General features: G+C 72.7%; 24 protein-coding genes. 6 read left to right on the top strand and 18 right to left on the bottom strand.

Translation table 11 applies throughout. The features are described 5' to 3' along the window. Positions 1 to 35: 35 nt before the first annotated feature. Genes ASD33_RS17530 through hisI form a run of 3 tightly spaced genes read right to left on the bottom strand, consistent with a single transcriptional unit; the run spans position 36 to position 2577 of the window. Positions 36 to 686, bottom strand: a complete 651-nt coding sequence (locus tag ASD33_RS17530; RefSeq protein WP_056560712.1) for a TIGR02234 family membrane protein — start codon at positions 684 to 686, stop codon at positions 36 to 38. A gap of 14 nt (positions 687 to 700) precedes the next feature. Next, on the bottom strand, positions 701 to 2191 hold the full coding sequence (locus ASD33_RS17525; protein ID WP_056560709.1) for an anthranilate synthase component I: 1491 nt from the start codon (positions 2189 to 2191) through the stop codon (positions 701 to 703). An 11-nt stretch (positions 2192 to 2202) separates the two neighbouring features. Further along, complete coding sequence (gene hisI, locus ASD33_RS17520; protein WP_056560706.1) at positions 2203 to 2577, bottom strand: phosphoribosyl-AMP cyclohydrolase; 375 nt, start codon at positions 2575 to 2577, stop codon at positions 2203 to 2205. Positions 2578 to 2661: 84 nt separating this feature from the next. Here hisI and ASD33_RS17515 point away from each other — a divergent pair, with 84 nt between their 5' ends. Then, entirely contained in the window at positions 2662 to 3297 is a 636-nt protein-coding gene (locus ASD33_RS17515) for a TIGR03085 family metal-binding protein (RefSeq protein WP_056560703.1), read from the top strand. 3 nt (positions 3298 to 3300) lie between these two features. On the opposite strand, the gene ASD33_RS17510 is transcribed toward ASD33_RS17515, so the two are convergent. From ASD33_RS17510 to hisD, 10 genes are all read right to left on the bottom strand, one after another. Then, positions 3301 to 4545, bottom strand: coding sequence for an MFS transporter (locus tag ASD33_RS17510; RefSeq protein ID WP_056560701.1), 1245 nt, complete (start codon positions 4543 to 4545; stop codon positions 3301 to 3303). After that, positions 4542 to 5129, bottom strand: a complete 588-nt coding sequence (locus ASD33_RS17505) for a helix-turn-helix domain-containing protein (RefSeq protein WP_056560699.1) — start codon at positions 5127 to 5129, stop codon at positions 4542 to 4544. Before ASD33_RS17505 ends, ASD33_RS17510 begins: the two co-directional genes overlap by 4 nt. A gap of 124 nt (positions 5130 to 5253) precedes the next feature. Next, on the bottom strand, positions 5254 to 6009 hold the full coding sequence (gene hisF, locus ASD33_RS17500; RefSeq protein WP_056560696.1) for an imidazole glycerol phosphate synthase subunit HisF: 756 nt from the start codon (positions 6007 to 6009) through the stop codon (positions 5254 to 5256). After that, positions 6006 to 6404 (bottom strand): RidA family protein, encoded by a 399-nt coding sequence (locus tag ASD33_RS17495; RefSeq protein ID WP_056560693.1) that lies wholly within the window; start codon positions 6402 to 6404, stop codon positions 6006 to 6008. Before ASD33_RS17495 ends, hisF begins: the two co-directional genes overlap by 4 nt. Next, complete coding sequence (priA, locus tag ASD33_RS17490) at positions 6401 to 7138, bottom strand: bifunctional 1-(5-phosphoribosyl)-5-((5-phosphoribosylamino)methylideneamino)imidazole-4-carboxamide isomerase/phosphoribosylanthranilate isomerase PriA (RefSeq protein WP_056560690.1); 738 nt, start codon at positions 7136 to 7138, stop codon at positions 6401 to 6403. The genes ASD33_RS17495 and priA overlap by 4 nt, the downstream gene beginning before the upstream one ends. Before the next feature lie 2 nt (positions 7139 to 7140). Continuing rightward, a complete protein-coding gene (hisH, locus tag ASD33_RS17485) occupies positions 7141 to 7788 on the bottom strand; it encodes an imidazole glycerol phosphate synthase subunit HisH (RefSeq protein WP_056560687.1) in 648 nt (215 codons plus the stop codon). Then, entirely contained in the window at positions 7785 to 7949 is a 165-nt protein-coding gene (locus ASD33_RS35795) for a hypothetical protein (protein ID WP_056560684.1), read from the bottom strand. The genes hisH and ASD33_RS35795 overlap by 4 nt, the downstream gene beginning before the upstream one ends. Before the next feature lie 2 nt (positions 7950 to 7951). Next, a complete protein-coding gene (gene hisB, locus ASD33_RS17475; protein WP_056560681.1) occupies positions 7952 to 8545 on the bottom strand; it encodes an imidazoleglycerol-phosphate dehydratase HisB in 594 nt (197 codons plus the stop codon). After that, a complete protein-coding gene (locus tag ASD33_RS17470; protein ID WP_056560678.1) occupies positions 8542 to 9654 on the bottom strand; it encodes a histidinol-phosphate transaminase in 1113 nt (370 codons plus the stop codon). The genes hisB and ASD33_RS17470 overlap by 4 nt, the downstream gene beginning before the upstream one ends. Before the next feature lie 4 nt (positions 9655 to 9658). Continuing rightward, positions 9659 to 11002: a histidinol dehydrogenase gene (gene hisD / locus ASD33_RS17465; protein ID WP_056560675.1), complete on the bottom strand. Its 1344-nt coding sequence runs from the start codon at positions 11000 to 11002 to the stop codon at positions 9659 to 9661. Between the two features lie 233 nt (positions 11003 to 11235). Here hisD and ASD33_RS17460 point away from each other — a divergent pair, with 233 nt between their 5' ends. The 4 genes from ASD33_RS17460 (at position 11236) to ybaK (ending at position 15351) form a co-directional block, all read left to right on the top strand. After that, positions 11236 to 12870 (top strand): hypothetical protein, encoded by a 1635-nt coding sequence (locus ASD33_RS17460; protein ID WP_056561562.1) that lies wholly within the window; start codon positions 11236 to 11238, stop codon positions 12868 to 12870. Positions 12871 to 13017: 147 nt separating this feature from the next. Further along, positions 13018 to 14058, top strand: a complete 1041-nt coding sequence (locus ASD33_RS17455) for a hypothetical protein (RefSeq protein WP_056560672.1) — start codon at positions 13018 to 13020, stop codon at positions 14056 to 14058. An 11-nt stretch (positions 14059 to 14069) separates the two neighbouring features. Beyond that, positions 14070 to 14807, top strand: a complete 738-nt coding sequence (locus ASD33_RS17450) for an LON peptidase substrate-binding domain-containing protein (protein WP_056560669.1) — start codon at positions 14070 to 14072, stop codon at positions 14805 to 14807. 46 nt (positions 14808 to 14853) lie between these two features. Further along, positions 14854 to 15351 (top strand): Cys-tRNA(Pro) deacylase, encoded by a 498-nt coding sequence (ybaK, locus tag ASD33_RS17445; protein ID WP_056560666.1) that lies wholly within the window; start codon positions 14854 to 14856, stop codon positions 15349 to 15351. A gap of 36 nt (positions 15352 to 15387) precedes the next feature. On the opposite strand, the gene ASD33_RS17440 is transcribed toward ybaK, so the two are convergent. The 4 genes from ASD33_RS17440 to ASD33_RS17425 all read right to left on the bottom strand — a co-directional run bounded on the left by ASD33_RS17440 (position 15388) and on the right by ASD33_RS17425 (position 19330). Further along, the gene (locus tag ASD33_RS17440) at positions 15388 to 16023 is read right to left on the bottom strand and encodes a hypothetical protein (RefSeq protein ID WP_056560663.1); all 636 of its coding nucleotides are present in this window, start codon (positions 16021 to 16023) and stop codon (positions 15388 to 15390) included. A 34-nt stretch (positions 16024 to 16057) separates the two neighbouring features. After that, positions 16058 to 16861, bottom strand: a complete 804-nt coding sequence (locus ASD33_RS17435) for an ABC transporter permease (protein WP_056561560.1) — start codon at positions 16859 to 16861, stop codon at positions 16058 to 16060. A gap of 64 nt (positions 16862 to 16925) precedes the next feature. Then, a complete protein-coding gene (locus ASD33_RS17430) occupies positions 16926 to 17906 on the bottom strand; it encodes an ABC transporter ATP-binding protein (RefSeq protein ID WP_199863533.1) in 981 nt (326 codons plus the stop codon). An 11-nt stretch (positions 17907 to 17917) separates the two neighbouring features. After that, positions 17918 to 19330, bottom strand: coding sequence for an NYN domain-containing protein (locus tag ASD33_RS17425; RefSeq protein WP_056560658.1), 1413 nt, complete (start codon positions 19328 to 19330; stop codon positions 17918 to 17920). Positions 19331 to 19546: 216 nt separating this feature from the next. On the opposite strand from ASD33_RS17425, the gene ASD33_RS35790 reads away from it, so the two are divergent. Continuing rightward, positions 19547 to 19720: a hypothetical protein gene (locus tag ASD33_RS35790; protein WP_191094710.1), complete on the top strand. Its 174-nt coding sequence runs from the start codon at positions 19547 to 19549 to the stop codon at positions 19718 to 19720. Positions 19721 to 19794: 74 nt separating this feature from the next. Here the strand turns inward: ASD33_RS35790 and dnaE are convergent, their stop codons facing one another. After that, positions 19795 to 23334, bottom strand: coding sequence for a DNA polymerase III subunit alpha (gene dnaE / locus ASD33_RS17420; RefSeq protein ID WP_056560655.1), 3540 nt, complete (start codon positions 23332 to 23334; stop codon positions 19795 to 19797). Positions 23335 to 23443: the final 109 nt, after the last annotated feature.

Genomic DNA, 23443 nt, shown 5'->3' with positions numbered 1-23443 from the left:
GCCGGCGCCGTCGGTCCGCCGCCCCCGTCGCCCGGTCAGGCGCCGTGGGTGGGGTCCTCGCCTCGGTCCAGGGCCTTCCACAGGTCCTCGGGCCGGTCGGGGTCGGTCGTGGGGGCCTTACGGGTGGCGCGGGGGGCGCCGGAGCGCTCGTAGCGGCCGCCCATCGCGGGCCAGGTCTTGCCGAAGCGCAGCGCGAAGAGGCCGGCGAGGAGGATCAGGACGGCGCCCGCGGCGGTCACGTACGGCCAGACGGTGTGGGTCAGTCCGGCGACGGCGGCGGCGGTGTCGCCGCTGATGCGGGCGGCCTCGGCGTCCAGCGCGGCGCGGTCGGAGGCGCCGAGGACGGCGGCGAGCGCGGCGCCCGCGCCGCTCAGCGCGAGGAGCGCGGAGACGAGGGTGCGGCCGGTGCGGCGGACGGCGAAGACGGCGAAGAGCGCCGCCAGGCCGACGATCGCGAGGGCGGTGGGCACACCGGTGACGGTGCCGCCGTCGGCCTCGACGGGGACGGTGCCGCCGCCGACGGAGGCGGTGCCCTCCGCCCAGATCTGGCCGGCGGAGAGCAGCACGACGGTGGCGCCGAGGGCACCGAGGAGGAGGGCCGCGGCCAGGCTGCGGCGGCTGTTGCCGGGGACGGCCGCTCGGGCGGCCCGGGGCTGGGGTACGGGTACGGCACTCACGTACCCCACTATCCCCTACGTCCTCAGTTGTCGTTCATCCGGTTGGCCGTGTGGACGGCGCGGAGGACGGCGGCGGCCTTGTTGCGGCACTCGTTGTCCTCGGCGACGGGGTCGGAGTCGGCGACGACACCCGCTCCGGCCTGCACGTACGCGGTTCCGTCGCGGAGCAGGGCGGTGCGGATGGCGATGGCCGTGTCGGCGTCGCCGGCGAAATCGAGATAACCGACACATCCGCCGTAGAGACCGCGCCGGGAGGGTTCGAGCTCCTCGATGATCTGCATCGCGCGCGGCTTGGGGGCTCCGGAGAGGGTGCCGGCGGGGAAGCAGGCGGTGAGGACGTCGAAGGCGGTGCGGCCCTCGGCGACCTCGCCGGTCACGGTGGAGACGATGTGCATGACGTGCGAGTAGCGCTCGACGGACATGAAGTCGACGACCTCGACGGAGCCGGGGGTGCAGACCCGGCCGAGGTCGTTGCGGCCGAGGTCGACGAGCATCAGGTGCTCGGCGCGCTCCTTGGGGTCGGCCAGCAGTTCCTCGGCGAGGTCGTGGTCCTCCTGCGGGGTGGCGCCCCGGTGCCGGGTGCCGGCGATGGGGTGGAGCATCGCCTGCCCGTCCTCGACCTTGACGAGGGCCTCGGGGCTGGAGCCGACGACGTCGAAGCCGTTCTCGAAGCGGAAGAGGTACATGTACGGGGACGGGTTGGTGGCCCGCAGCACTCGGTAGACGTCGAGCGCGGAGGCGGTGCAGCGGGTCTCGAACCGCTGCGAGGGCACGACCTGGAAGGCCTCGCCGGCCCGGATGCGTTCCTTGATGTCCTCGACGGCGTCCTGGTAGGCCGGCCCGCCCCAGAGCGCCGAGAACTCCGGCAGTTCCGAGGCGGGGAGCGCGGCGGGGACGGTGGCGACCGGGCGGGCCAGGTCGGCCTCCATGGCGTCGAGGCGGGCGACGGCGTGCGCGTACGCCTCCTCGACCCCGGTCTCCAGGTCGTTGTGGTTGATCGCGTTGGCGATCAGCAGGACCGAGCCGTCCCAGTGGTCGAGGACGGCGAGGTCGCTGGTGAGGAGCATGGTCAGCTCGGGGAGCTTCAGGTCGTCCCGGGTGGAGTCGCCGATCTTCTCCAGGCGGCGGACGATGTCGTAGCCGAGGTAGCCGACCATGCCCCCGGTGAAGGGGGGCATCCCGGACGCGAGGTCGCGCGGGGTGTGCAGGGTCTCGACGGTGGCGCGCAGGGCCCGGAGCGGGTCGCCGTCCGTGGGGACGCCGACGGGCGGGGTGCCCAGCCAGTGGGCCTCGCCGTCCTTCACCGTCAGGGTGGCGTCGCTGCGGACGCCGATGAAGGAGTACCGGGACCAGCTGCGGCCGTTCTCCGCGGATTCGAGGAGGAAGGTGCCGGGCCGTTCGGCGGCGAGCTTGCGGTAGAGCCCGACCGGGGTGTCGCCGTCCGCGAGCAGCCGGCGGCTGACGGGGATGACGCGGCGGTCGGCCGCCAGCTTGCGGAAGGTGTCGAGATCCATGGCGCCAGACCCTACTCGGAGACGGGGTCCACGTCGGACGTGGATACGGGGAGCACGTCGGCGTCGAAGCAGGTCCGGTCGCCGGTGTGGCAGGCGGCTCCGACCTGGTCGACCTTGACGAGGACGGTGTCCGCGTCGCAGTCGAGGGCGACGGACTTCACGTGCTGGACGTGACCGGAGGTGTCACCCTTGACCCAGTACTCCTGGCGGCTGCGGGACCAGTAGGTGCAGCGGCCGGTGGTGAGGGTGCGGTGGAGGGCCTCGTCGTCCATCCAGCCGAGCATCAGCACCTCACCGGTGTCGTACTGCTGGGCGATGGCGGGGAAGAGCCCGTCGGGGCCGCGCTTGAGCCGGGCGGAGACGGCCGGGTCGAGATTGCTGCTCATGGCGCCATTGTGCCGCGCCCGCAGCCGTGGTCCGGCGGGGCGTCCACTGGGCGGACGGGTGGCGGCGGCCGTACGCTGGCGGTCATGTCGACCCATGCCAAACGTGAACGGCTTCTGCTCGCCGACCTGTTGGAGGCGGCCGGCCCGGACGCGCCGACGCTCTGCGAGGGCTGGCGGACCCGGGACCTCGCCGCCCATGTGGTGGTGCGCGAGCGGCGCCCGGACGCCGCGGCCGGTTCGCTCGTAGCGGCGCTGAAGGACCGGCGGGACCGGGTGCAGGCGGAGTTCGCCGAGAAGCCCTACGAAGAACTGATCCAGCTCGTCCGGACGGGGCCGCCGCGGTTCTCGCCGTTCACCATCAAGCAGGTGGACGAGGGGGCGAACGTCGTCGAGTTCTACGTCCACGCGGAGGACGTGCGCCGGGCCCAGCCGGACTGGTCGGCGCGCGAGCTCGACCCGGTCTTCGCGGACGCCCTCTGGTCCCGTCTGGAGCGCACGGCCCGGCTCCTCGGCCGCAAGGTGCCGGTGGGACTGGTGCTGCGCCGGCCGAACGGGCAGACGGCGGTCGCCCACCGCGGCACCCCGGTGGTGACGGTCTCCGGGGAGCCGGGCGAGCTGACGATGTACCTGTACGGGCGCCAGGCCTCGGCCAAGGTGGAACTGGACGGGGAGCCGGAGGCCATCGAGCGGCTGCGGGAGACCAGGCAGCTGGGGATCTGAGGGTCAGCGGGGCAGCTCGGCCCGCCGGACGGCGGGGGCCACCAGGCTGTAGCCGCCCGCGAGCGCGCAGACCGCCGCGCTCACGGCGTACACCGGTCCGACGCCCCACAGCTCGATCGCCGCGCCCGTGAGCGGGAAGCTGAGCGGTGCGATGCCGAGGGAGCAGAGGGCGGCGACGGCGGAGACGCGGCCGAGGTAGGCGGGGTCGCACTCGGTCTGGACGAGGGCGTTGCAGAGCGCCCCGGAGAGTCCGGCGAGCAGGCCTACGGCCAGGCCGACGGCGACCGCGACGGGCAGCCGCGGGGTGAGGGCGAGGGCGGCGATGGCGACGGCGCCCGCCGTCATGGTCCAGCCGCTGACGGCTCCCGCGCGCGGGACGCGTCCCCGGACGGTCAGGAGCAGTGAGGCGGCGCCCGCCCCCGCGCCGAAGCCGGCGAGGATCCAGCCGATGCCGGAGGCGCCCCAGCCGCGCTGTTCGGCCAGGACGGCGAGGCCGACGTTGAAGGGGCCGGCGAAGCCGAGGTCGCTGAGCAGCACGACGAGCATCAGCGGGCCGAGGACCCGGTGTCCGCGCAGATAGCGCAGTCCGTCGGCGAGGTCGCGCAGGGCCGTCCCGGCGCGGGGCGCCTGCGGGTCGGGCAGCGGCCGGAGGCGGAGCGCGTACAGCAGGGGCAGGGAGAGGGCGAAGAGCAGTCCGGCGGCTCCGAAGGCCGTGGCCGGGCCGCCGAGGGCGACGGCGAGGCCGCCGAGCGGGCCGCCGAGGACGGGGCCGAGCCGGGAGGCGAGGCCGCGCATCCCCTGGACGCGGGCGAGCTGGTCGCGTTCGGTGATCCGGGGCGGCAGGGCACCGACGGCCGGCAGGAAGAGGGCGTCGACGACGCCGAAGACGAGGGCGACGGCGGCGAGCGCCCAGAGGCCGGGCGAGGCGAGCAGCAGGGTCGCGGCCAGGCCGAGGACGACCAGGCAGCGGACGGTGTCGGAGGCGATGACGACCCGGCGCGGGCCGAGCCGGTCGGCGACGACGCCCCCGCCGAGCATGAGCAGCGCGCGGGGTACGGCGGAGACCGCCATGACGAGTCCGGCCTGGGCGGGGGTGCCGCTGCTGACGGCGGTCCAGGAGAGGGCGAGGTAGTAGACGCTGTTGCCGAGGGTGGAGGCGGTGTAGGCGCCGAGCCAGCGGAGAACCTGGGAGTCGCGGTGGGCGGGGCGCGCGGCGGGGGCGGCCTGGGCGGCGGCGGGGGCCGTCATGAGCGGTAGGGGAAGCCGTGGAGGTGGACGGCGACCTTCTCGCGGCACTCGGTGTCGCCGGCGGCTTCGGCGGCGCGGGCCCGCTGGTCGTACTTCCTGAGGACGGCGTCGAGCTCCTTGCCGAGCGCGGCGAGTTCGGCGGCGGTGAGGCGGGGCAGCCACTCGGAGCTGATCGCGGCGGAGCGCCAGTCGTCGGGCCAGCTGAGGCGCTCGTCGAGGAAGCGGCGGTGGAGCGCGTCGCGCTGCTCGTTGATCGTGCGGCTGAGGGCGTCGCTCGCGGCGGCCAGTTCGGGGGTTCCGCGCACGTCCTCGTCGCGGATGGCGATCCCGTACGAGGAGGGCTGCCACCAGCGTTCGCGGCCGTCCGTGGAGCGGCCCTCGGCCTCCTCGATGAGGCCGTGCTCGGCGAGCTTGCGCAGGTGGTAGCTGATCAGCGAGACGGCCTCGTCGACCTGGTCTGCGAGCTGGGAGGCGGTGGCGGTACGGGCCACGAAGAGGGCGCGGTAGAGGCGCATCCGCAGCGGGTGCGAGAGGGCCTTGAGGGTGCCGAGCTCGGTGATCCGGCGGGAGTCGGGCGAGGTCATGTTCCCGACGGTAGACAGGAAGGAAAACTTGCGCAATGGAATATGCGCAATAAATCTTGTGCATCTTGTCGAAGAAGAAGGGCCCCGGGAGCGGGGCCCTTCTTCGTGGCGTGAGACGGGCGGCTCAGCGGACCGGGTGGCCCGCCTCCCGCAGCGCGTCCTTGACCTGCCCGATCCGCAGGTCGCCGAAGTGGAAGACGGAGGCCGCGAGCACCGCGTCCGCGCCCGCCGCCACGGCCGGCGGGAAGTCCGACAGCTTGCCGGCGCCGCCGGAGGCGATCACCGGCACCGTCACGTGCTCGCGCACGGCGGCGATCATCTCGGTGTCGTAGCCGTCCTTGGTGCCGTCCGCGTCCATCGAGTTGAGCAGGATCTCGCCCGCGCCCAGCTCGGCGGCCCGGTGCGCCCACTCGACGGCGTCGATGCCGGTGCCCTTGCGGCCGCCGTGCGTCGTCACCTCGAAGGAGCCGGAGGCGGTGCGCCGGGCGTCGACCGACAGGACGAGCACCTGGCGGCCGAAGCGCTCCGCGATCTCCCGGATCAGCTCGGGGCGGGCGATGGCGGCGGTGTTGACGCCCACCTTGTCGGCCCCGGCCCGCAGCAGCTTGTCGACGTCCTCCGCCGAGCGGACGCCGCCGCCGACGGTGAGCGGGATGAAGACCTGCTCGGCGGTGCGGCGCACCACGTCGTAGGTGGTCTCCCGGTTACCCGAGGAGGCGGTGATGTCGAGGAAGGTCAGCTCGTCGGCGCCCTCGGCGTCGTACAGCTTGGCCATCTCGACGGGGTCGCCCGCGTCCCGGAGGTTCTGGAAGTTGACGCCCTTGACGACCCGGCCGTTGTCGACGTCCAGGCAGGGGATCACCCGTACGGCGAGGCTCATTCCGCACTCCCCCGGTACGCCTCGACCTCGACCTCGACGACGAGCCGGGGGTCGATGAAGCCGGAGACGATGACCATCGAGGCGGCCGGGCGGACGGCGTCGAACAGCTCCTTGTGGGCGCGTCCGACCTCGTCCACGTCCCGGGCGTGGGTGATGTACATCCGGGTCCGGACGACGTGCTCCGGGCCCATGCCCAGCTGCTTCAGCGCGGCGAAGGCCACGTTGAAGGAGTTGACCGTCTGGTCGTACGGGCCGCCGTCGGCGATCTGGCCGTCGATCACCGACGTGCAGCCGGCGACCAGGACCAGGCCGTTGGGGAGCTCGACCGCGCGGGAGTAGCCGATCTGCTCCTCCCAGGGGGCTCCGGTGACGACCTTGCGCACCGCGTCCGTCATGCCGAGGCCACCACTTCGAGCGCCTCCTCCAGGGTGAACGCCTTGGCATAGAGCGCCTTGCCGACGATCGCGCCCTCGACGCCCAGCGGGACCAGCCCGGACAGGGCCCGCAGGTCGTCCAGGGAGGACACGCCGCCGGAGGCGACGACGGGCTTGTCGGTGGCCGCGCAGACGTTCTTCAAGAGTTCCAGGTTGGGGCCCTGGAGGGTGCCGTCCTTGGCGATGTCGGTGACGACGTAGCGGGAGCAGCCCTCGGAGTCGAGACGGGCCAGCGTCTCGTAGAGGTCGCCGCCGTCACGGGTCCAGCCGCGGCCGCGCAGGGTCGTGCCGCGGACGTCGAGGCCGACGGCGATCTTGTCGCCGTACTCCGCGATGACCTTGGCGACCCACTCGGGGGTCTCCAGGGCGGCGGTGCCGAGGTTGACGCGGGTGCAGCCGGTGGCGAGGGCGGCGGCGAGCGAGGCGTCGTCGCGGATGCCGCCGGAGAGCTCGACCTTGATGTCCATGGCCTGGGCGACCTCGGCGATCAGCTGCCGGTTGTCCCCGGTGCCGAAGGCGGCGTCGAGGTCGACCAGGTGCAGCCACTCGGCGCCGGAGCTCTGCCAGGCGAGCGCCGCTTCGAGCGGGGAGCCGTACGAGGTCTCGGTGCCGGACTCGCCGTGCACGAGGCGGACGGCCTGGCCGTCGCGGACGTCGACGGCGGGAAGGAGTTCGAGCACGCTTCGAGACGACACAGTCACAGGGTTCCGATCCAGTTGGTGAGGAGCTGGGCTCCGGCGTCGCCGGACTTCTCGGGGTGGAACTGGGTCGCCCACAGGGCGCCGTTCTCGACGGCCGCGACGAAGGGCTCGCCGTGGGAGGCCCAGGTGACCTTGGGGGCGCGGATGTTGACGTTGCCGACCTCCAGGGTCCACTCGCGCACCGCGTAGGAGTGCACGAAGTAGTACCGGGTGTCGGCGTCGAGGCCGGCGAACAGCTGGGTGTCCGCGGGCGCGTCGACGGTGTTCCAGCCCATGTGGGGGACGACGGGGGCGTTCAGCGGCTCGACCGTGCCGGGCCACTCGTCGAGGCCCTCGGTCTCCACGCCGTGCTCGATGCCGTGGGCGAAGAGGATCTGCATGCCGACGCAGATGCCCATCACGGGCCGGCCGCCGGCGAGGCGGCGGCCGATGATCCATTCGCCGCGGGCCTCCTTGAGGCCCTGCATGCACGCGGAGAAGGCGCCGACGCCGGGGACGAGCAGTCCGTCGGCGTTCATCGCCGTGTCGTAGTCGCGGGTGATCTCCACGTCGGCGCCGACCCGGGCGAGGGCCCGCTCGGCGGAGCGCACGTTGCCGAAGCCGTAGTCGAAGACGACGACCTTCTTGGGGGCGGCCGCGCTCATGACCACACGCTCAGCCGCAGCACGCCGGCGGAGAGGCACATCGCGGCGCCGAGGGAGACGAGCACGATGAGGCCCTTGGGCAGCTTCTGCTTGACGAAGGAGTAGACGCCGCCCAGCAGGAAGAGGCCGACGACGATCAGGATGGAGGAGAGGCCGGTCACGGTTAGAGCGCGCCCTTCGTGGAGGGGAGGATTCCGGCGGCGCGCGGGTCGCGCTCGGAGGCGTAGCGGAGCGCGCGGGCGAGGGCCTTGAACTGGCACTCCACGATGTGGTGGGCGTTGCGCCCGTACGGGACGTGGACGTGCAGCGCGATCTGGGCCTGCGCGACGAAGGACTCCAGGATGTGCCGGGTCATCGTCGTGTCGTACGAACCGATCATCGGCGCCATGGTCTCGGGCTCGGTGTGCACGAGGTAGGGGCGGCCGGACAGGTCGACGGTGACCTGGGCGAGCGACTCGTCCAGGGGCACCGTGCAGTTGCCGAAGCGGTAGATGCCGACCTTGTCGCCGAGGGCCTGCTTGAAGGCGGCACCGAGGGCGAGGGCGGTGTCCTCGATGGTGTGGTGCGAGTCGATGTGCAGGTCGCCGTCGGTCTTGACGGTGAGGTCGAACAGACCGTGCCGGCCGAGCTGGTCGAGCATGTGGTCGTAGAACCCGACCCCGGTCGACACATCGACCTTTCCGGTGCCGTCGAGGTCGATCTCGACGACGACGGAGGTCTCCTTGGTGGTGCGCTCAACGCGGCCTACGCGGCTCATCGCTCCTGCTCCTTCATCAATTCACGAACCGCGTCGAGGAACGCGTCGTTCTCTTCGGGGGTGCCCGCGGTGACCCGCAGCCATCCCGGTACGCCGTTGTCCCGGACCAGGACGCCCCGGTCGAGGATCCGCTGCCAGACCGCGTGGGTGTCCGGGAACTTCCCGAACTGCACGAAGTTGGCGTCCGACTCGGTGACCTCGTAGCCGATCCCGCGCAGCTCGGTGACGAGCCGGTCGCGCTCGGCCTTGAGCTGCTCGACGTACCCGAGGAGGGTGTCGGTGTGCTCCAGGGCGGCGAGCGCGGTCGCCTGGGTGACGGCGGAGAGGTGGTACGGCAGCCGGACCAGCTGGACGGCCTCGACCACGGCCGGGTGGGCGGCGAGGTAGCCGAGGCGCAGTCCGGCGGCGCCGAAGGCCTTGGACATGGTCCGGGAGACCACCAGGTTCGGGCGGCCCTCGATGAGGGGCAGCAGCGAGTCCCGGTGGCTGAACTCCACGTAGGCCTCGTCGACGACCACCATCGAGGGCTTGGCCGCCTGGGCCGCCTCGTACAGGGCGATGACGGTGTCCGCGGCGACGGCGGTGCCGGTGGGGTTGTTGGGGCTGGTGACGAAGACGACGTCCGGGCGGTGCTCGGCGACGGCCCGCTCGGCCGCCGCGAGGTCGATGGTGAAGTCCTCGTTGCGCGGGCCGGAGATCCAGCCGGTGCCGGTGCCGCGGGCGATCAGGGAGTGCATCGAGTACGAGGGCTCGAAGCCGATCGCGGTGCGGCCGGGGCCGCCGAAGGTCTGCAGCAGCTGCTGGAGGACCTCGTTGGAGCCGTTGGCCGCCCAGATGTTCTCGGCGGCGACCGGGTGCTTCGCGGTGCGGGTGAGGTACGCGGCCAGCTCGGTGCGCAGCTCGACCGCGTCGCGGTCGGGGTAGCGGTTGAGGTGGCGGGCGGCCTCGGCGACCCGCTCCGCGATCCGGGCCACCAGGGGCTCGGGCAGCGGGTAGGGGTTCTCGTTGGTGTTCAGCTGGACGGGGACGTCGAGCTGGGGCGCGCCGTAGGGGGACTTGCCGCGCAGCTCGTCCCGGACGGGCAGGTCGTCGATCCTGATCTCGCTCACTTGCCTACGGCACCTTCCAGCCGAAACGGGCCTTGACCGCCGCGCCGTGCGCGGGCAGGTCCTCGGCCTCCGCGAGGGTCACGACGTGGTGGGCGACGTCGGCGAGGGCGTCGCGCGTGTAGTCCACGATGTGCACGCCGCGCAGGAAGGACTGCACGGAGAGGCCCGAGGAGTGGCAGGCGCAGCCGCCGGTGGGCAGGACGTGGTTGGAGCCGGCGCAGTAGTCGCCGAGCGAGACGGGCGCCCAGGGGCCGACGAAGATCGCGCCGGCGTTGCGGACGCGGTCGGCGACGGCGGCGGCGTCCGCGGTCTGGATCTCCAGGTGCTCGGCGCCGTAGGCGTCGACGACCTTGAGGCCGTCGGCGAGGTCGCGGACGAGGACGATCGCGGACTGGCGGCCGGTGAGGGCCGGGACGATCCGGTCGTCGACGTGCTTGGAGGCGGCGACCTGGGTCTTCAGCTCGGCCTCGGTGGCGGCGGCCAGTTCGTCCGAGTCGGTGACGAGGACGGAGGCGGCCATCGGGTCGTGCTCGGCCTGGCTGATGAGGTCGGCGGCGACGTGCACGGGGTCGGCGGTGGAGTCCGCGAGGATCGCGATCTCCGTGGGGCCGGCCTCGGCGTCGATGCCGATGCGGCCCTTGAGGAGGCGCTTGGCGGCGGCCACGTAGATGTTGCCGGGGCCGGTGACGAGGTTGACGGGGGCGCAGCCGGGCTCGGCGTCGGCGCCCTCGCCGTCCTTCGTGCCGTACGCGAACATGGCGATGGCCTGGGCGCCGCCGGCGGCGTACACCTCGTCGACGCCGAGCAGGGCGCAGGCGGCGAGGATCGTCGGGTGCGGGAGTCCTCCGAAGTCCTTCTGCGGGGGCGAGGCGACGGCCAGGCCCTCGACACCGGCCTCCTGGGCCGGGACGACGTTCATCACGACGGAGGACGGGTAGACGGCGCGGCCGCCCGGCACGTACAGCCCGACGCGCTCGACCGGGATCCACTTCTCGGTGACCGTGCCGCCGGGGACGACCTGGGTGGTGTGGGTGGTGCGGCGCTGCTCGCGGTGGACGAGCCGGGCGCGCCGGATGGACTCCTCCAGGGCGGCGCGGACGGCCGGGTCGAGCTCGTCGAGGGCGCGCCGGATCGCCTCGGCGGGGACGCGCAGGCTCGGGACGCGGACGCCGTCGAATTTCTCGCCGTACTCGATCACCGCGGCCGCGCCATGATGCCTGACGTCCTCGCAGATCGGCCGCACCTTCTCCAGGGCGGCTTCCACGTCGAACTCGGCACGGGGCAGCAGGTCACGCAGGGCGGAACCCTCGGGGAGGGTCTCGTCGCGCAGATCGATTCGAGAGATCACGGGTCAATTCTCGCAGACGGCCTACAACGCCGGTCGCCCGTATCAACAGCTGATACATGCCAATCACTGACTGATACGCACCCCACTGGCGTCTTGTCGCCACTCCTGACCGTTAGCGTTCAGCCCGTCACTCAGCGGGAAGAACGGCTGTGCGAATCGACGAGGCCGTGCGGAACCGGGCGTCCGGAGGCACGGAATCGTGGGAACGGATCGTGGAAAGCGAGGGGGCGGCAGTGACCGAGCCGCACGAGGACGGGATGCCGGACGGTCTCACGGGCCCGGAACGGGCCATGTGGCGGGCCTTCCGCATCGGCAGGACGTGCGATCTGACGGAGGGGATCGCGGAGCGGGACGACCCCTTCGGGGGACGGGAGTGGGGAGAGGCGCGGACCGTCCGCGCGGACGTGGTGGCGCTGCTGTTGCTCGCCGGGCCGCCGGCCCGCTCCGGGCGGGTCGCCGCGCTGAAGCTGCGCGGCGTCCGGATCACCGGCGTGCTGAATCTGGCGGGCGGGACGATAGGGCCGTACGTCGAGCTGAACGGCTGCCGGTTCGACGGCGAGGTGGTGCTGCCCGAGGCCCGCTTCGGCACGCTTCGGATGGTCGGGTGCGCGCTGCCGCGTCTGGAGGCGGCCCGGCTGCACACGGAGGGCGACCTGCACCTGCCGCGCTGCCGGGTGCGGCACGGCATCCGGCTCACCGACGCCCAGATCGGCACGGATCTGCTCGTCAACCAGATCCAGGTGTGGCCGGACCGGCGCGGCCGGGCCATCACGGCGGACGGGATGGTGGTCGCCCAGGACCTCCAGGCCGAGCTGATCGAGACGTACGGGGAGCTGAGCCTGCGCGGGGCGAAGGTCGGCGTGTCGCTCAGCCTGCGGGGCAGCGTGCTGCGCGGCGCGCAGGGCCGCCGCGCGCTCAACGCGCCGCAGCTGACGGTGGAGCGCTCGCTCTATCTGAACGCGGCGTGGGTCTACGAGGACCCGGGGGACTCCGGGTCCCCGGGCGGCTCCGGGTATCCGAGCGGCGGCTCGACGGCCACCCCGCCGTACGGGGTGAGCCCCGAGCACGGCGCCCGGCGCAAGCCGGTGGAGTGCCACGGCGGGGTGCGGCTCGACGACGGCCGCTTCGGTGACGCGGTGGACCTCCACCACGCCCGCTTCCTGCTGAGCGGGGCGCGCCGGGAGGAGGTGTCGCTGCGCCGGATCGTCACCCCGGAGCTCCGGTTCAACGGCGAGCGTCCCGAGGAGGGCCGGGTCGTGCTCAACGGCGCCAAGGTCGTCACCCTGATCGACCTGTCGACGAGCTGGCCGGGCCCCGGCGGGCTCGCGATGGGCGGCTTCGCCTACGAGAACCTCGTGCCGTACGGCCACTTCCCGCTGGCCCGGCGGCTCGAATGGGTGGCCGCGGCGACCCCGGAGTACGCCCCCGAGCCGTACGAGCGGCTCGCGACGGTGCTGCGCAACAGCGGCGAGGACGCCGACGCCCGCGAGGTGCTGCTCGCCAAGCAGCGGCGCAGACGGGAGACCCTGCCGCTGGCGGGGAAGCTGTGGGGGTACCTCCAGGACTGGACCGTGGCCTACGGCTACCGGCCGGGTCGGGCGGCGCTGTGGATGGCGGTCCTGTGGGCGGCGGGCACGGTGGCCTTCTCCCACTACCGGCCGATACCGCTGAAGGCGGACGAGGCGCCGGAGTGGAACGGCACGCTGTACGCCCTGGACCTGCTGCTGCCGGTGATCAACCTCGGGCAGGACGGCTACTGGCGGCTGGAGGGCGTCTGGCAGTGGGCGGCGGCGGTGCTGATCATGCTCGGCTGGATCCTGGCGACGACGGTCGCGGCGGGCGCGACACGCCTGCTGAGCAGGGGGTGAGCCGGTTCGGCGGCGGGCCGACGGCGGCCCTGGTGCCGGGCCGGTGTGGACGGCGTGCCGACGGGTGCCGACGGTGTGTGGGACGTGTGCCACAGGGGTGAGAAGTGCTGCCGTACCGGGCGGGGCCGGGAGAGAATATGTCGCACCATGTCCTTGCTCCGTGCCCTGATCGGTGCCGTCCGCCCGGCCCGGTACACCCGCGGCCCCGCCGCCGGGTTCGTGCCGGACGACGACGTGCTCCTCGACGCCCCGGACGAGCGCCTCGCGCCCGCCCTGGTCGCCGCCGCGCTCGCCGACCCGGAGCCCGCCGCGAAACTGCTCGCCACCACCCGGGACGCCGGTGAGTGGGAGGACCGCGACCGGTACGTCACCCGGCTGGCCACCTTCGCGTACAGCAGGGGCGACTGGCTGACCCACTGGCTGTCGGTCGCACCCGGCGACCCCGACGCCCTGCTCGTCACGGCGCAGCTCGCCGTGCGCAGGGCCTGGGACTCCCCCGCGCGGGCCGAGCGGCTGCGCGAGCTCGGCCCGCTGGTCCACGCCGTCGCCGAGAACGCGCCGCAGGACCCGGTGCCGTGGCGCCTCGCCCTGGACCACGCGCGCGGGGCGCACGCCGGGCACGGGGTCTTCGAGTCGCTCTGGGAGCAGGCCGTGCGCCGCTCCCCGCACCACTACGGCAGCCATGTCGCGGCCCTGAAGTACCTCTCCGCGCAGTGGTACGGCTCGCACCGCGCGGCCTTCGACTTCGCCGAGCAGGCGGCGGACGACGCCGCCCCCCGGTCGCTCGTACGGGCGCTGCCGGTCCGCGCGGCCTACGACCGGCTCCGGGTGCCGCCGCTGCGTGACCCGGCGGTGCCGGAGGCGCGGGTCGACCGGGCGGCGGACCGCGCGCTGGCGCTGTCGGCGGCCTACCCGGCGGGTGACCCGTGGCCGGCCGAGGTCCGCAATCTGCTGGCGTACGTGCTGATCCAGCGGGCGCGCCGGGACGAGGCTCGGGAGGAGTTCGGGAGGATCGGCGCCCACGCGACCTCGTTCCCCTGGGGCGCCGGGCGGGAGGCCGGAGGGGAGGATCCGCTGCGGAGCTTCCTCGCCGCGCGGGAGCGGGTCGGGGGCGAACCGGCCCGGCTCGGACCGTTCCGGGGCACCGGAGGCGGACGGGCAGGACGGGGAGGGCCCGGCGGCCATTAGTCTTGACCGCTGTGACCACCGCTCGCCTGCCTCTGTTCCCGCTCAACACGGTGCTGTTCCCCGGCCTCGTGCTGCCGCTGAACGTCTTCGAGGAGCGTTATCGCGCCATGATGCGCGAGCTGCTCACGATCGACGACTCGGAGCCGCGCCGCTTCGCCGTGGTCGCCATCCGCGACGGCCGGGAGGTCGCGCCGACCGCCCCGGGCATGCCGGACCAGACGGCGCTGCCGGAGAAGGGCCCGGCCGCGGGCTTCGGCTCGGACCCCGCCCAGGCCTTCCACCGGGTCGGCTGCATCGCCGACGCGGCGTCGATCCGGGAGCGCGCGGACGGCAGCTTCGAGGTGATGGCCACCGGCACGACCCGGGTGAAGCTGCTGTCGGTCGACGCGAGCGGGCCGTTCCTGGTCGGCGAGGTCGAGGAGATCCCGGAGGAGCAGGGCGAGGAGGCCGGCACCCTCGCCGAGGGGGTGCTGCGGGCCTTCCGCAGCTATCAGAAGCGGCTGGCGGGGGCCCGGGAGCGTTCGCTGACGACGAGCGAGCTGCCGGACGACCCCTCGGTGGTGTCGTACCTGGTCGCGGCCGCGGCCGTGCTGGACATCCCGTCGAAGCAGCGGCTGCTCCAGGCCCCGGACACGGCGACCCGGCTCCGCGAGGAGCTGACGCTGCTGCGCGCGGAGACGGCGGTGCTCCGGCATCTGCCGTCGCTGCCGGTGGTGGACCTGACGCAGGCCCCGACGTACCCGAACTGAGCGGGGGGACCGAGCCGGTCCTCCGGGATCCCGAGGAAGAGCGCGCGTGGCGAAGAAGCAGAAGAAGAACAGCGGCGGCACCCCGGCGACGGTGGCCCTGACGGCGGCCGGCACCGCGTTCACCCTGCACGCGTACGAGCACGACCCGGCCTCCCCCTCGTACGGCGAGGAGGCCGCGGAGGCGCTGGGCGTCTCCCCCGACCGCGTGTTCAAGACGCTGGTCGCGGACGTCGACGGCGAGCTGACCGTCGCGGTGGTCCCGGTCGCGGGCCAGCTGGACCTGAAGGCGCTGGCCTCGGCGGTCGGCGGCAAGCGGGCGGCGATGGCCGACCCGGCGGCGGCGGAGCGCACCACGGGGTACGTCCGGGGCGGCATCTCCCCGCTCGGGCAGCGCAAGCGGCTCCGTACGGTCCTGGACGCCTCGGCGTCGGACCACGCGTCCATCTGCGTCTCGGCCGGGCGGCGGGGACTCGAGGTGGAGCTCTCCCCCGCCGACCTGGCCGCCCTCACCGCGGCGGTCGTGGCGCCGATCGGCCGCGTCTGACCCGGTCCGGCGCGGGCGCCGGGCGGGCCGTGTCCGTCAGCCGGGGCCCGGGCCCCGGGTGTACGCCTTCGGCTGGTCCCACGGGTCCGGCTCCGGGTCGCGCGGGCCGAAGGCGGCCGTGAGCGCCAGGTGCACGATCATCGCGGCGAGCGGCCAGGCCAGCATGGCGGCGACCGCCAGGTTCAGTTCGAGCGGCGCCTCGAAGGCGATGTTCGGCCCGACCGCCTTGGCGTGGGCGACGACGTCGTCGGTCGGCCCGAAGTACGTACCGAGGCCCCAGGCGAGCAGCGAGCCGAGGACGCCGCCGAGCGCGAGCCCGAGCACCAGCGGTACGCCGCCCTTGCGGCGCAGCAGGAAGACGACGAGCGCGGCGACCGCTCCGAAGGCCAGGGCGAGGAGGACGAACGTGCCGTCCGCGCCGATGGCCGCCTCGCCCTCGGAGTTGCTGAGGTAGACGCCCCTGCCGTCCGAGACGAGCAGGACGCGGGGGGCCAGGTTCAGCCACAGCACGCCCAGCAGCGCGCCCGCGAGGGCCGAGACGACGGTCACCAGGACACCCTGCAGGACCTCGGCCGCCGTGATCGGGTCGCCGCCCGTGCCGTGCGGGGGCGGGGGGAGCCGGTCGGGATCGTGCGGTGTCGGCTGGTGAGGCGGAGTCAGGGGTGCGGTCACCCCGCCATCGTGCCAGGTGTCCCTGTGGCCCGCCTCAGCGGACGGCGGCCCGCCGGTACGCCCCGGTGGCGACCGCCAGGGAGACCACGCCGACCGCCGCGCACACGCCGAGGTCGAGGGCGACGGCGGCCCAGTCGGGGTGGGGGGCGAAGGTGCGGGCCAGGGCCTCCACGCCGTACGTCGACGGCAGCAGGTCCCGGGCCCAGCCGATGGGCCCGGGCAGCCGCTCGGCCGGGAGCACGCCGAGGAGCAGCGCGGCCGACATGCCGAGCTGGCCGAGGAGGGTGGCGAGTTCCGGGCGGGGCGCGAGGAGGCCGAGGGCCGCGCCGAGGCCGGCGAGCGCCGCTCCGGCGAGCGGGACGACGGCGGCGAGGATCCAGAGGTTGCCGAGCGGCAGCCCGAAGAGCACGGAGCCGATGACGGCGGTGACGGCGGTGCCGGGCACGGTGAAGGAGGCGTACGCCCCCGCCGCGCCGAGCACGACGGCGGCGGGCGGCACGGGCAGCGTGGCGTAGTGGTCGAGGCCGCCGGTGGCCCGCAGCTGCCCGAAGTACTGGGCGAGCAGGTTGAGCGCGACGAAGGCGACGACGAGGACGGTGGAACCGGCCACGACGGCCCGCGCCTCGGAGCCGCCGTCGACGACCCCGCGCATCAGGACCATGATCCCGACGGACTGGAAGGTGGCGACGAAGAGCAGCGGGATGCGGGCGACCCGGGCGCGGGAGAGCTGCGCCCGGTAGACGGCGGCCAGGGCCGGCAGCAGCCGGGCGCGCGGGGCGAGGGGCGCGGCGGCGTCCTCGTCGGCGCGGGCCGGGACGGTGGGCGCGCCGGTCGGCAGGGCCTCGGCGGACACGGTGCTCACTGCGTACAGCTCCTGACGGTCTCGGGCCGGTGGTGGCGGGTCACGCTTTCACCAGCCCCTCGGTCGCGCCGCCCAGGGCGAGGTACACGTCCTCCAGGCTGGGGGTGGCCAGGGTGAAGTCGTCGAGCGCGGCGAAGGCGGCTCCGCCGGTGACGGTGGCGACGGCGGCACGGGCCGCGTCGGGGGCGAGGCGGAGGTTCCAGCGGCGACCGGTCTCCTGGGCCTGTCCGCGCAGGGCGGCGACCTCGGGGAGGTGGAGCGGGGCGGCCTCGCGCCAGACCAGCTCGACGCGGACCTCGCCGGCGACGCGTTCCTTGAGTCCGGCGGGGGTGTCGCAGGCGATGACCCGGCCCCTGTCGAGGACGGCGACGCGGTCGAGGACGGTCTCGGCCTCGATGACGTTGTGGGTGACGAGGAGCACGGTGGCGCCGTGCTCGGCGCGGCGCCGGTCGACGGCCGCCCAGACGGCGCGGCGGGCGACGGGGTCCATGCCGGTGGTGGGCTCGTCGAGGACGAGGACGGAGCGGCGGCCGACGAGCGCGGCGGCGAAGCAGGCGAGCCGGCGCTGTCCGCCGGACAGCTTCTTGAGGGGCCGGGAGGCGAGCGGGCCGAGGCCGAGCTCGTCCAGGACGGCGTCGCGCTCGGCGCGGGCGTCGGGGGCGGTGAGGCCGCGCAGCCGTCCGGTGGTCTCGGCGGCGAGGGAGACGGTCAGCTCGTCGAGGGCGGTGGACTCCTGGCCGAGGTGGGCGAGGAGCCGGGCGGCCCGTTCGGGGTGCCGGACGAGGTCGTGGCCGAGGAGGCGGACGGTGCCGGAGTCGGGGCGCATGAGGCCGGTGAGCTGGCGGACGAGGGTGGACTTGCCGGCTCCGTTGGGTCCGAGCAGGCCGAAGATCTCGCCGCCGCGCACGTCGAGGTCGATCCCGTCGGTGGCCCGCACCTCGGGTGTCGCGGGCGCACCGCGCCTGCCGCGCGTGGCGGGGTACGTCTTGACCAGATCCCGCACCACGCACACCGTACTCACGGGGGAAGAGCCTACGGGGTCGCCGGGCCCGCTCCGGGCGCGGGGGCGTGTTCGGCGGCGGCCCGGACGTCGATCTCGCGCCAGAATCCTGCCCGGATGGCGTAGCGGTCGTGTTCGTCGATCTGGTCGTCCTTGTGGGCGAGGAGGCCGAACCGTGCCGCGTAGCGGAGGAGTTCACCGTCGATGCGGTGCGGGATGCGGGGGTAGAGGGTGGAGAGTTTCTGGACGTGGGTCTGTTCGGGGAGCCGCTCCATCCACCGGCGGGCGAACACCTGTCCGACCTCGAACGGGTCGCCGCCGACGGTGGTGATGTCCTCCTCGCGGTCCGCCCAGCGCTGCTCGGCGCTCGTGAGCGCGGCGAGGGTGGGCAGGGAGGCGGTCTCGGCCGGTTCGCCGAGGGGGGCGGCCGGACGCTCGACCCAGCCGCGGTCGGAGGACCAGCGGAGCGCGCTCGCGCCCTGCGGCAGGGGGGCGCCGCCGGGGGCGCTCCCGGAGCTCCCGGGGCCGCGCAGGCCCGCGAGGTCCTTGGGGGTGGGGACGCCCTTGCCGGGGGCCGGGGCGGGCTCGCCCTCGCCGTGGGCGTGCTCGTCGCTCCGGTCGTGACCGTCGTCGTGGCCGGGGCCGCCGCCGTTGTGGACGTGGGGGCCGCCGTGGACGTGGCCGTCGGCGCGGAGGTGACCGTTGGGGTGGACGTGACCGTTGCCGTGGACGCGGCTGCCGTTGGCGGCGGCCTCCGCGGCGGAGGCGGCGGCCGCCTCGGCGGCGCGTTCGGCGGAGGCCGCGAGGGCGGCTTCCGGCAGGGGCGCCGAGAGGATGGCGGCGATCTCGGGGCGCGGGGCGGGCGCGGGCGCGCAGAGGCCGCTGAGGTCCTTGGCGCGGACCGCGCGGGTGATCCAGGCCCGGTCGAGGACCCGCCGCTCGTCGGCCTCGGCGACCAGGTCCTCGGACTGGTTGTAGTCGCCGTCGGCGGCCTGGACGGCCCAGAGGTGGACGGCGACGCCGTGCTCCTTGGCCGACATGAGACCGGGCAGCAGGTCGCCGTCGCCGGTGACCAGCACGATGTCGGAGCAGGCCCGGTTGCGGGCCAGCTCCGTCAGCTCGGTGTGCATGGCCGCGTCGACGCCCTTCTGGGCCCAGCGTCCGTCGCTCCTCGTCAGGGCGCCGAGCCGCACGGTGACCCGGGGCATCACCCGCAGTCTGCGGTGTTCGGGCTGGGGCACCCGGTCGGGCGCGCCGTCGAACCAGTAGATCCGCAGCAGGGGCAGCGCCGTCTCGGCCTCGGCGCGCTGGCGCAGCTGCTGGATGAGCCCGGCGTGGTCGACGGTGATCCGTGAGCGGGCCGGTTCCCCGGCGAGAAGACTGGCGGCGGCACCCAGCAGGTAGCCGGCGTCCACCAGGACGACGCAGCGGTCCACGTGTTCCACCCTCTTTCGGGAACCTCGGGATCGGAAGTTGCTTCGGATTTCCTTCGAGTCTGCCCGAAGGGCGGGGGCTCGACGGCCGGAACTGGATCATCGGCGTGGCGGATGTCACCTCCAGAAGGCCCTTACGCTCCGTAATGATCCAACATGCGCCGGTTCATACCGTATGTGAGTCTGACAGCGGCCCTGGCCCCTAGGTCCCTTTGAGGAGGCATCCCCATGGCCAAGAACCGCAATCAGAACCGCAGTCAGAAGCAGCAGTCGCCTGCCGAGCGCGGCGCCCAGCAGGCGCAGCAGTCGGCGATGGAGTCCCAGGCCGAACAGCGCGCCAGCCAGGTCACACCGGGTGACATGGCGCGCAAGGGCCGTCAGAAGCGCTTCGGCCACAACTGACGGATCCCGAGTACGGCAAAGGGGCGCGCCCGTGACGACGGGCGCGCCCCTTGCGCGTGCGGGAGAACTGCTGGTCAGCCCGCCAGGCAGGACGGGCCGAGCAGCACCTTCAGGTCGCCGAAGAGGGCCGGGTCGGCCTGCACCCGGTGCCGGTCGAGCCGGAGCACGGTGGTCTTCCGGGGGCCCTGGAGCTTGATCCGCACCTCGGTGTTGCCCTTGTGGTGGCCCAGGATCTCGCCGAGCCGGGTGACCATCGGCGGGGTGACCTTCACGGTGGGGATGGTGAGGATGACGGGCGCGTTGGTCCCGGCGTTCGACAGGTCGGGGACCATCAGCTCCATGGCGACCAGACGGGGGATGTCCTCGCGCTTGTCGAGCCGTCCCTTGACGAAGACGACGGTGTCCTCGACGAGCTGGGTGGAGACCAGCTGGTAGGTGGCCGGGAAGAACATGCACTCGATGGAACCGGCCAGGTCCTCGACGGTGGCGATGGCCCAGGCGTTGCCCTGTTTGGTCATCTTGCGCTGGAGGCCGGAGATGATGCCGCCGATGGTGACGACCGCGCCGTCGGAGTGCTCGCCGCCGGTGAGCTGGGAGATCGCCGCGTCCGTCTTGTCGGAGAGGACGTGCTCGATGCCGAAGAGCGGGTGGTCGGAGACGTACAGGCCGAGCATCTCGCGCTCCTGGGCGAGCAGGTAGGACTTCTCCCACTCGACATCGGAGAACTCGACGTCGAGCCCGAAGCCGGGCTCGTCGGTCGCCTCGTCGCCCATCCCGCCGAAGAGGTCGAACTGTCCCTCGGCCTCCTTGCGCTTGACCGCGACCACATTGTCGATCATGGGTTCGTGGTGGGCGACCATGCCCTTGCGGGTGTGGCCCATCTCGTCGAAGGCACCGGCCTTGATCAGCGACTCGATGGTCCGCTTGTTGCAGACGACGGCCTCGACCTTGTCGAGGAAGTCCGGGAAGGTGCTGTACTTCCCCTTCGCCTTGCGCGACTTGATGATCGACTCGACGACGTTGGTGCCGACGTTCCGCACGGCGGAGAGACCGAAGAGGATCACGTCGTCGCCCTGGGCGGCGAAGTTCGACTCGGACTCGTTCACGTTCGGCGGGAGCACCTTGATGCCCATGCGGCGGCACTCGTTGAGGTAGACCGCGGACTTGTCCTTGTCGTCCTTCACCGAGGTGAGCAGACCGGCCATGTACTCGGCGGGGTAGTTCGCCTTGAGGTAGGCGGTCCAGTAGGAGACCAGGCCGTACGCGGCGGAGTGCGCCTTGTTGAAGGCGTAGCCGGCGAAGGGGACCAGGACGTCCCAGAGCGCCTGGATGGCCTGGTCGCTGTAGCCGTTCTTCTTCGCGCCCTCCTGGAAGATGACGAAGTTCTTCGCCAGCTCGTCGGGCTTCTTCTTGCCCATCACGCGGCGCAGGATGTCGGCCTCGCCGAGCGAGTACCCGGCGATGATCTGGGCGGCCTTCTGCACCTGCTCCTGGTACACGATCAGGCCGTAGGTGACCGCGAGCACCTCTTCGAGCGGCTTCTCCAGCTCGGGGTGGATCGGGGTGATCTCCTGCTGCTTGTTCTTGCGCAGGGCGTAGTTCGTGTGCGAGTTCATGCCCATCGGGCCCGGCCGGTACAGGGCCGAGACGGCGGAGATGTCTTCGAAGTTGTCGGGCTTCATCAGCCGCAGCAGCGAGCGCATGGGGCCGCCGTCGAACTGGAAGACGCCGAGCGTGTCACCGCGGCAGAGCAGTTCGTACGTCTTGGGGTCGTCCAGCGGCAGGGCGAGGAGGTCGAGCTCGATGCCCTTGTTGGCCTTCACCATCTTGACGGCGTCGTCCATGATCGTGAGGTTCCTGAGGCCCAGGAAGTCCATCTTGATCAGGCCGAGCGACTCGCACTGGGGGTAGTCCCACTGCGTGATGGTCACGCCGTCCGTGTGCCGCACCCAGATCGGGGCGTGGTCGACGATGGGCTCGCTGGACATGATCACGCCGGCCGCGTGCACGCCCATCTGCCGTACCAGGCCCTCGACGCCGCGGGCGGTGTCGATGACCTTCTTGACGTCCGGCTCGTTCTCGTACATCGCGCGGATCTCGCCGGCCTCGCCGTAGCGGGGGTGCGAGGGGTCGGTGATGCCGTTGAGGTCGATGCCCTTGCCGAGGACGTCGGCGGGCATGGCCTTGGTGAGCCGGTCGCCCATGGCGTACGGGTAGCCGAGGACGCGCGCGGAGTCCTTGATGGCGTTCTTGGCCTTGATCTTGCCGTAGGTGCCGATCATGGCGACCTTGTCCGAGCCGTACTTCTCCGTCACGTACCGGATCACCTCGACGCGCCGGCGTTCGTCGAAGTCGATGTCGACATCGGGCATCGAGATGCGCTCGGGGTTGAGGAAGCGCTCGAAGATCAGTCCGTGCGGGATCGGGTCGAGGTCGGTGATGCCCATGGCGTACGCGACGATCGAGCCGGCCGCGGAGCCTCGGCCGGGGCCCACGGCGATGCCCTGCTTCTTCGCCCACATGATGAAGTCGGCGACGACGAGGAAGTAGCCGGGGAAGCCCATCGAGATGATCGTGTCCATCTCGTACTCGACCTGCTTCATGCGGTCCTCGGGGATGCCCCCGGGGAAGCGGCGGTGCATGCCCCGCATGGTCTCCTCGCGGAACCAGGTGGTGTCGGTGTACCCCTCCGGGATGTCGAACTTCGGCATGAGGTTCTTCTCGACGAACATGCCGTCGGTGTTGATCTGCTCCGCGACCAGGAGGGTGTTGCGGCAGCCCTCCTGCCAGGCGTCCGACGAGTCGATGGCGTACATCTCGTCCGTGGACTTGAGGTAGTAGCCGGTGCCGTCGAAGCGGAAGCGGTCCGGGTCGGAGAGGTTCTTGCCGGTCTGGATGCAGAGCAGGGCGTCGTGCGCGGTCGACTCGTGCGCGTACGTGTAGTGCGAGTCGTTGGTGACCAGCGGCGGGATGCCGAGCTTCTTGCCGATCTCCAGGAGTCCGTCGCGGACCCGGCGCTCGATCTCGATGCCGTGGTCCATCAGCTCCAGGAAGTACCGGTCCTTGCCGAAGATGTCCTGGTACTCGGAGGCGGCCTTCAGGGCCTCGTCGAACTGGCCGAGGCGGAGCCGGGTCTGCAGCTCGCCGGAGGGGCAGCCGGTGGAGGCGATGAGCCCCTCGGACCACTTGGAGATGGTCTCCTTGTCCATCCGGGGCCACTTCTGGAGCCAGCCCTCGGCGTACGCGTCGGAGGAGAGCTTGAAGAGGTTGTGCAGTCCGGTGGAATTGGCCGCCCAGATCGTCTTGTGGGTGTAACCGCCGGAACCGGAGACGTCGTCCCGCTTCTGGTGCGGCTGGCCCCACTGGATCTTCCGCTTGTTGCGCCGGGACTCCGGGGCGACGTACGCCTCGATGCCGATGATCGGCGTCACACCGGCCTTCTTCGCGCTGTGGAAGAAGTCATAGGCCCCGTGGAGGTTGCCGTGGTCGGACATGGCGATGTGCGTCATGCCCATCTCGTTGCACGCGTTGAACATGTCCTTCAGCCGCGCGGCACCGTCCAGCAGCGAGTACTGGGTGTGGACGTGGAGGTGCGTGAAGGGCGGCTTGGTCACGGGGGAGGCCTCCGGCTGAATTTCTGGGGGGACAGCGTGGAAGTCTACGTCGGCCGACTGACAGGGCGCGGGCACTCGCCGGTACGGTCGAGCGTTGGGAGACCGGGAA

This window comes from Streptomyces sp. Root1304 (assembly GCF_001426405.1).
GTDB lineage: Bacteria > Actinomycetota > Actinomycetes > Streptomycetales > Streptomycetaceae > Streptomyces.
Note: the sequence above shows the minus strand (reverse complement) of the source record. Positions and strands in the feature narration are given on the sequence as shown.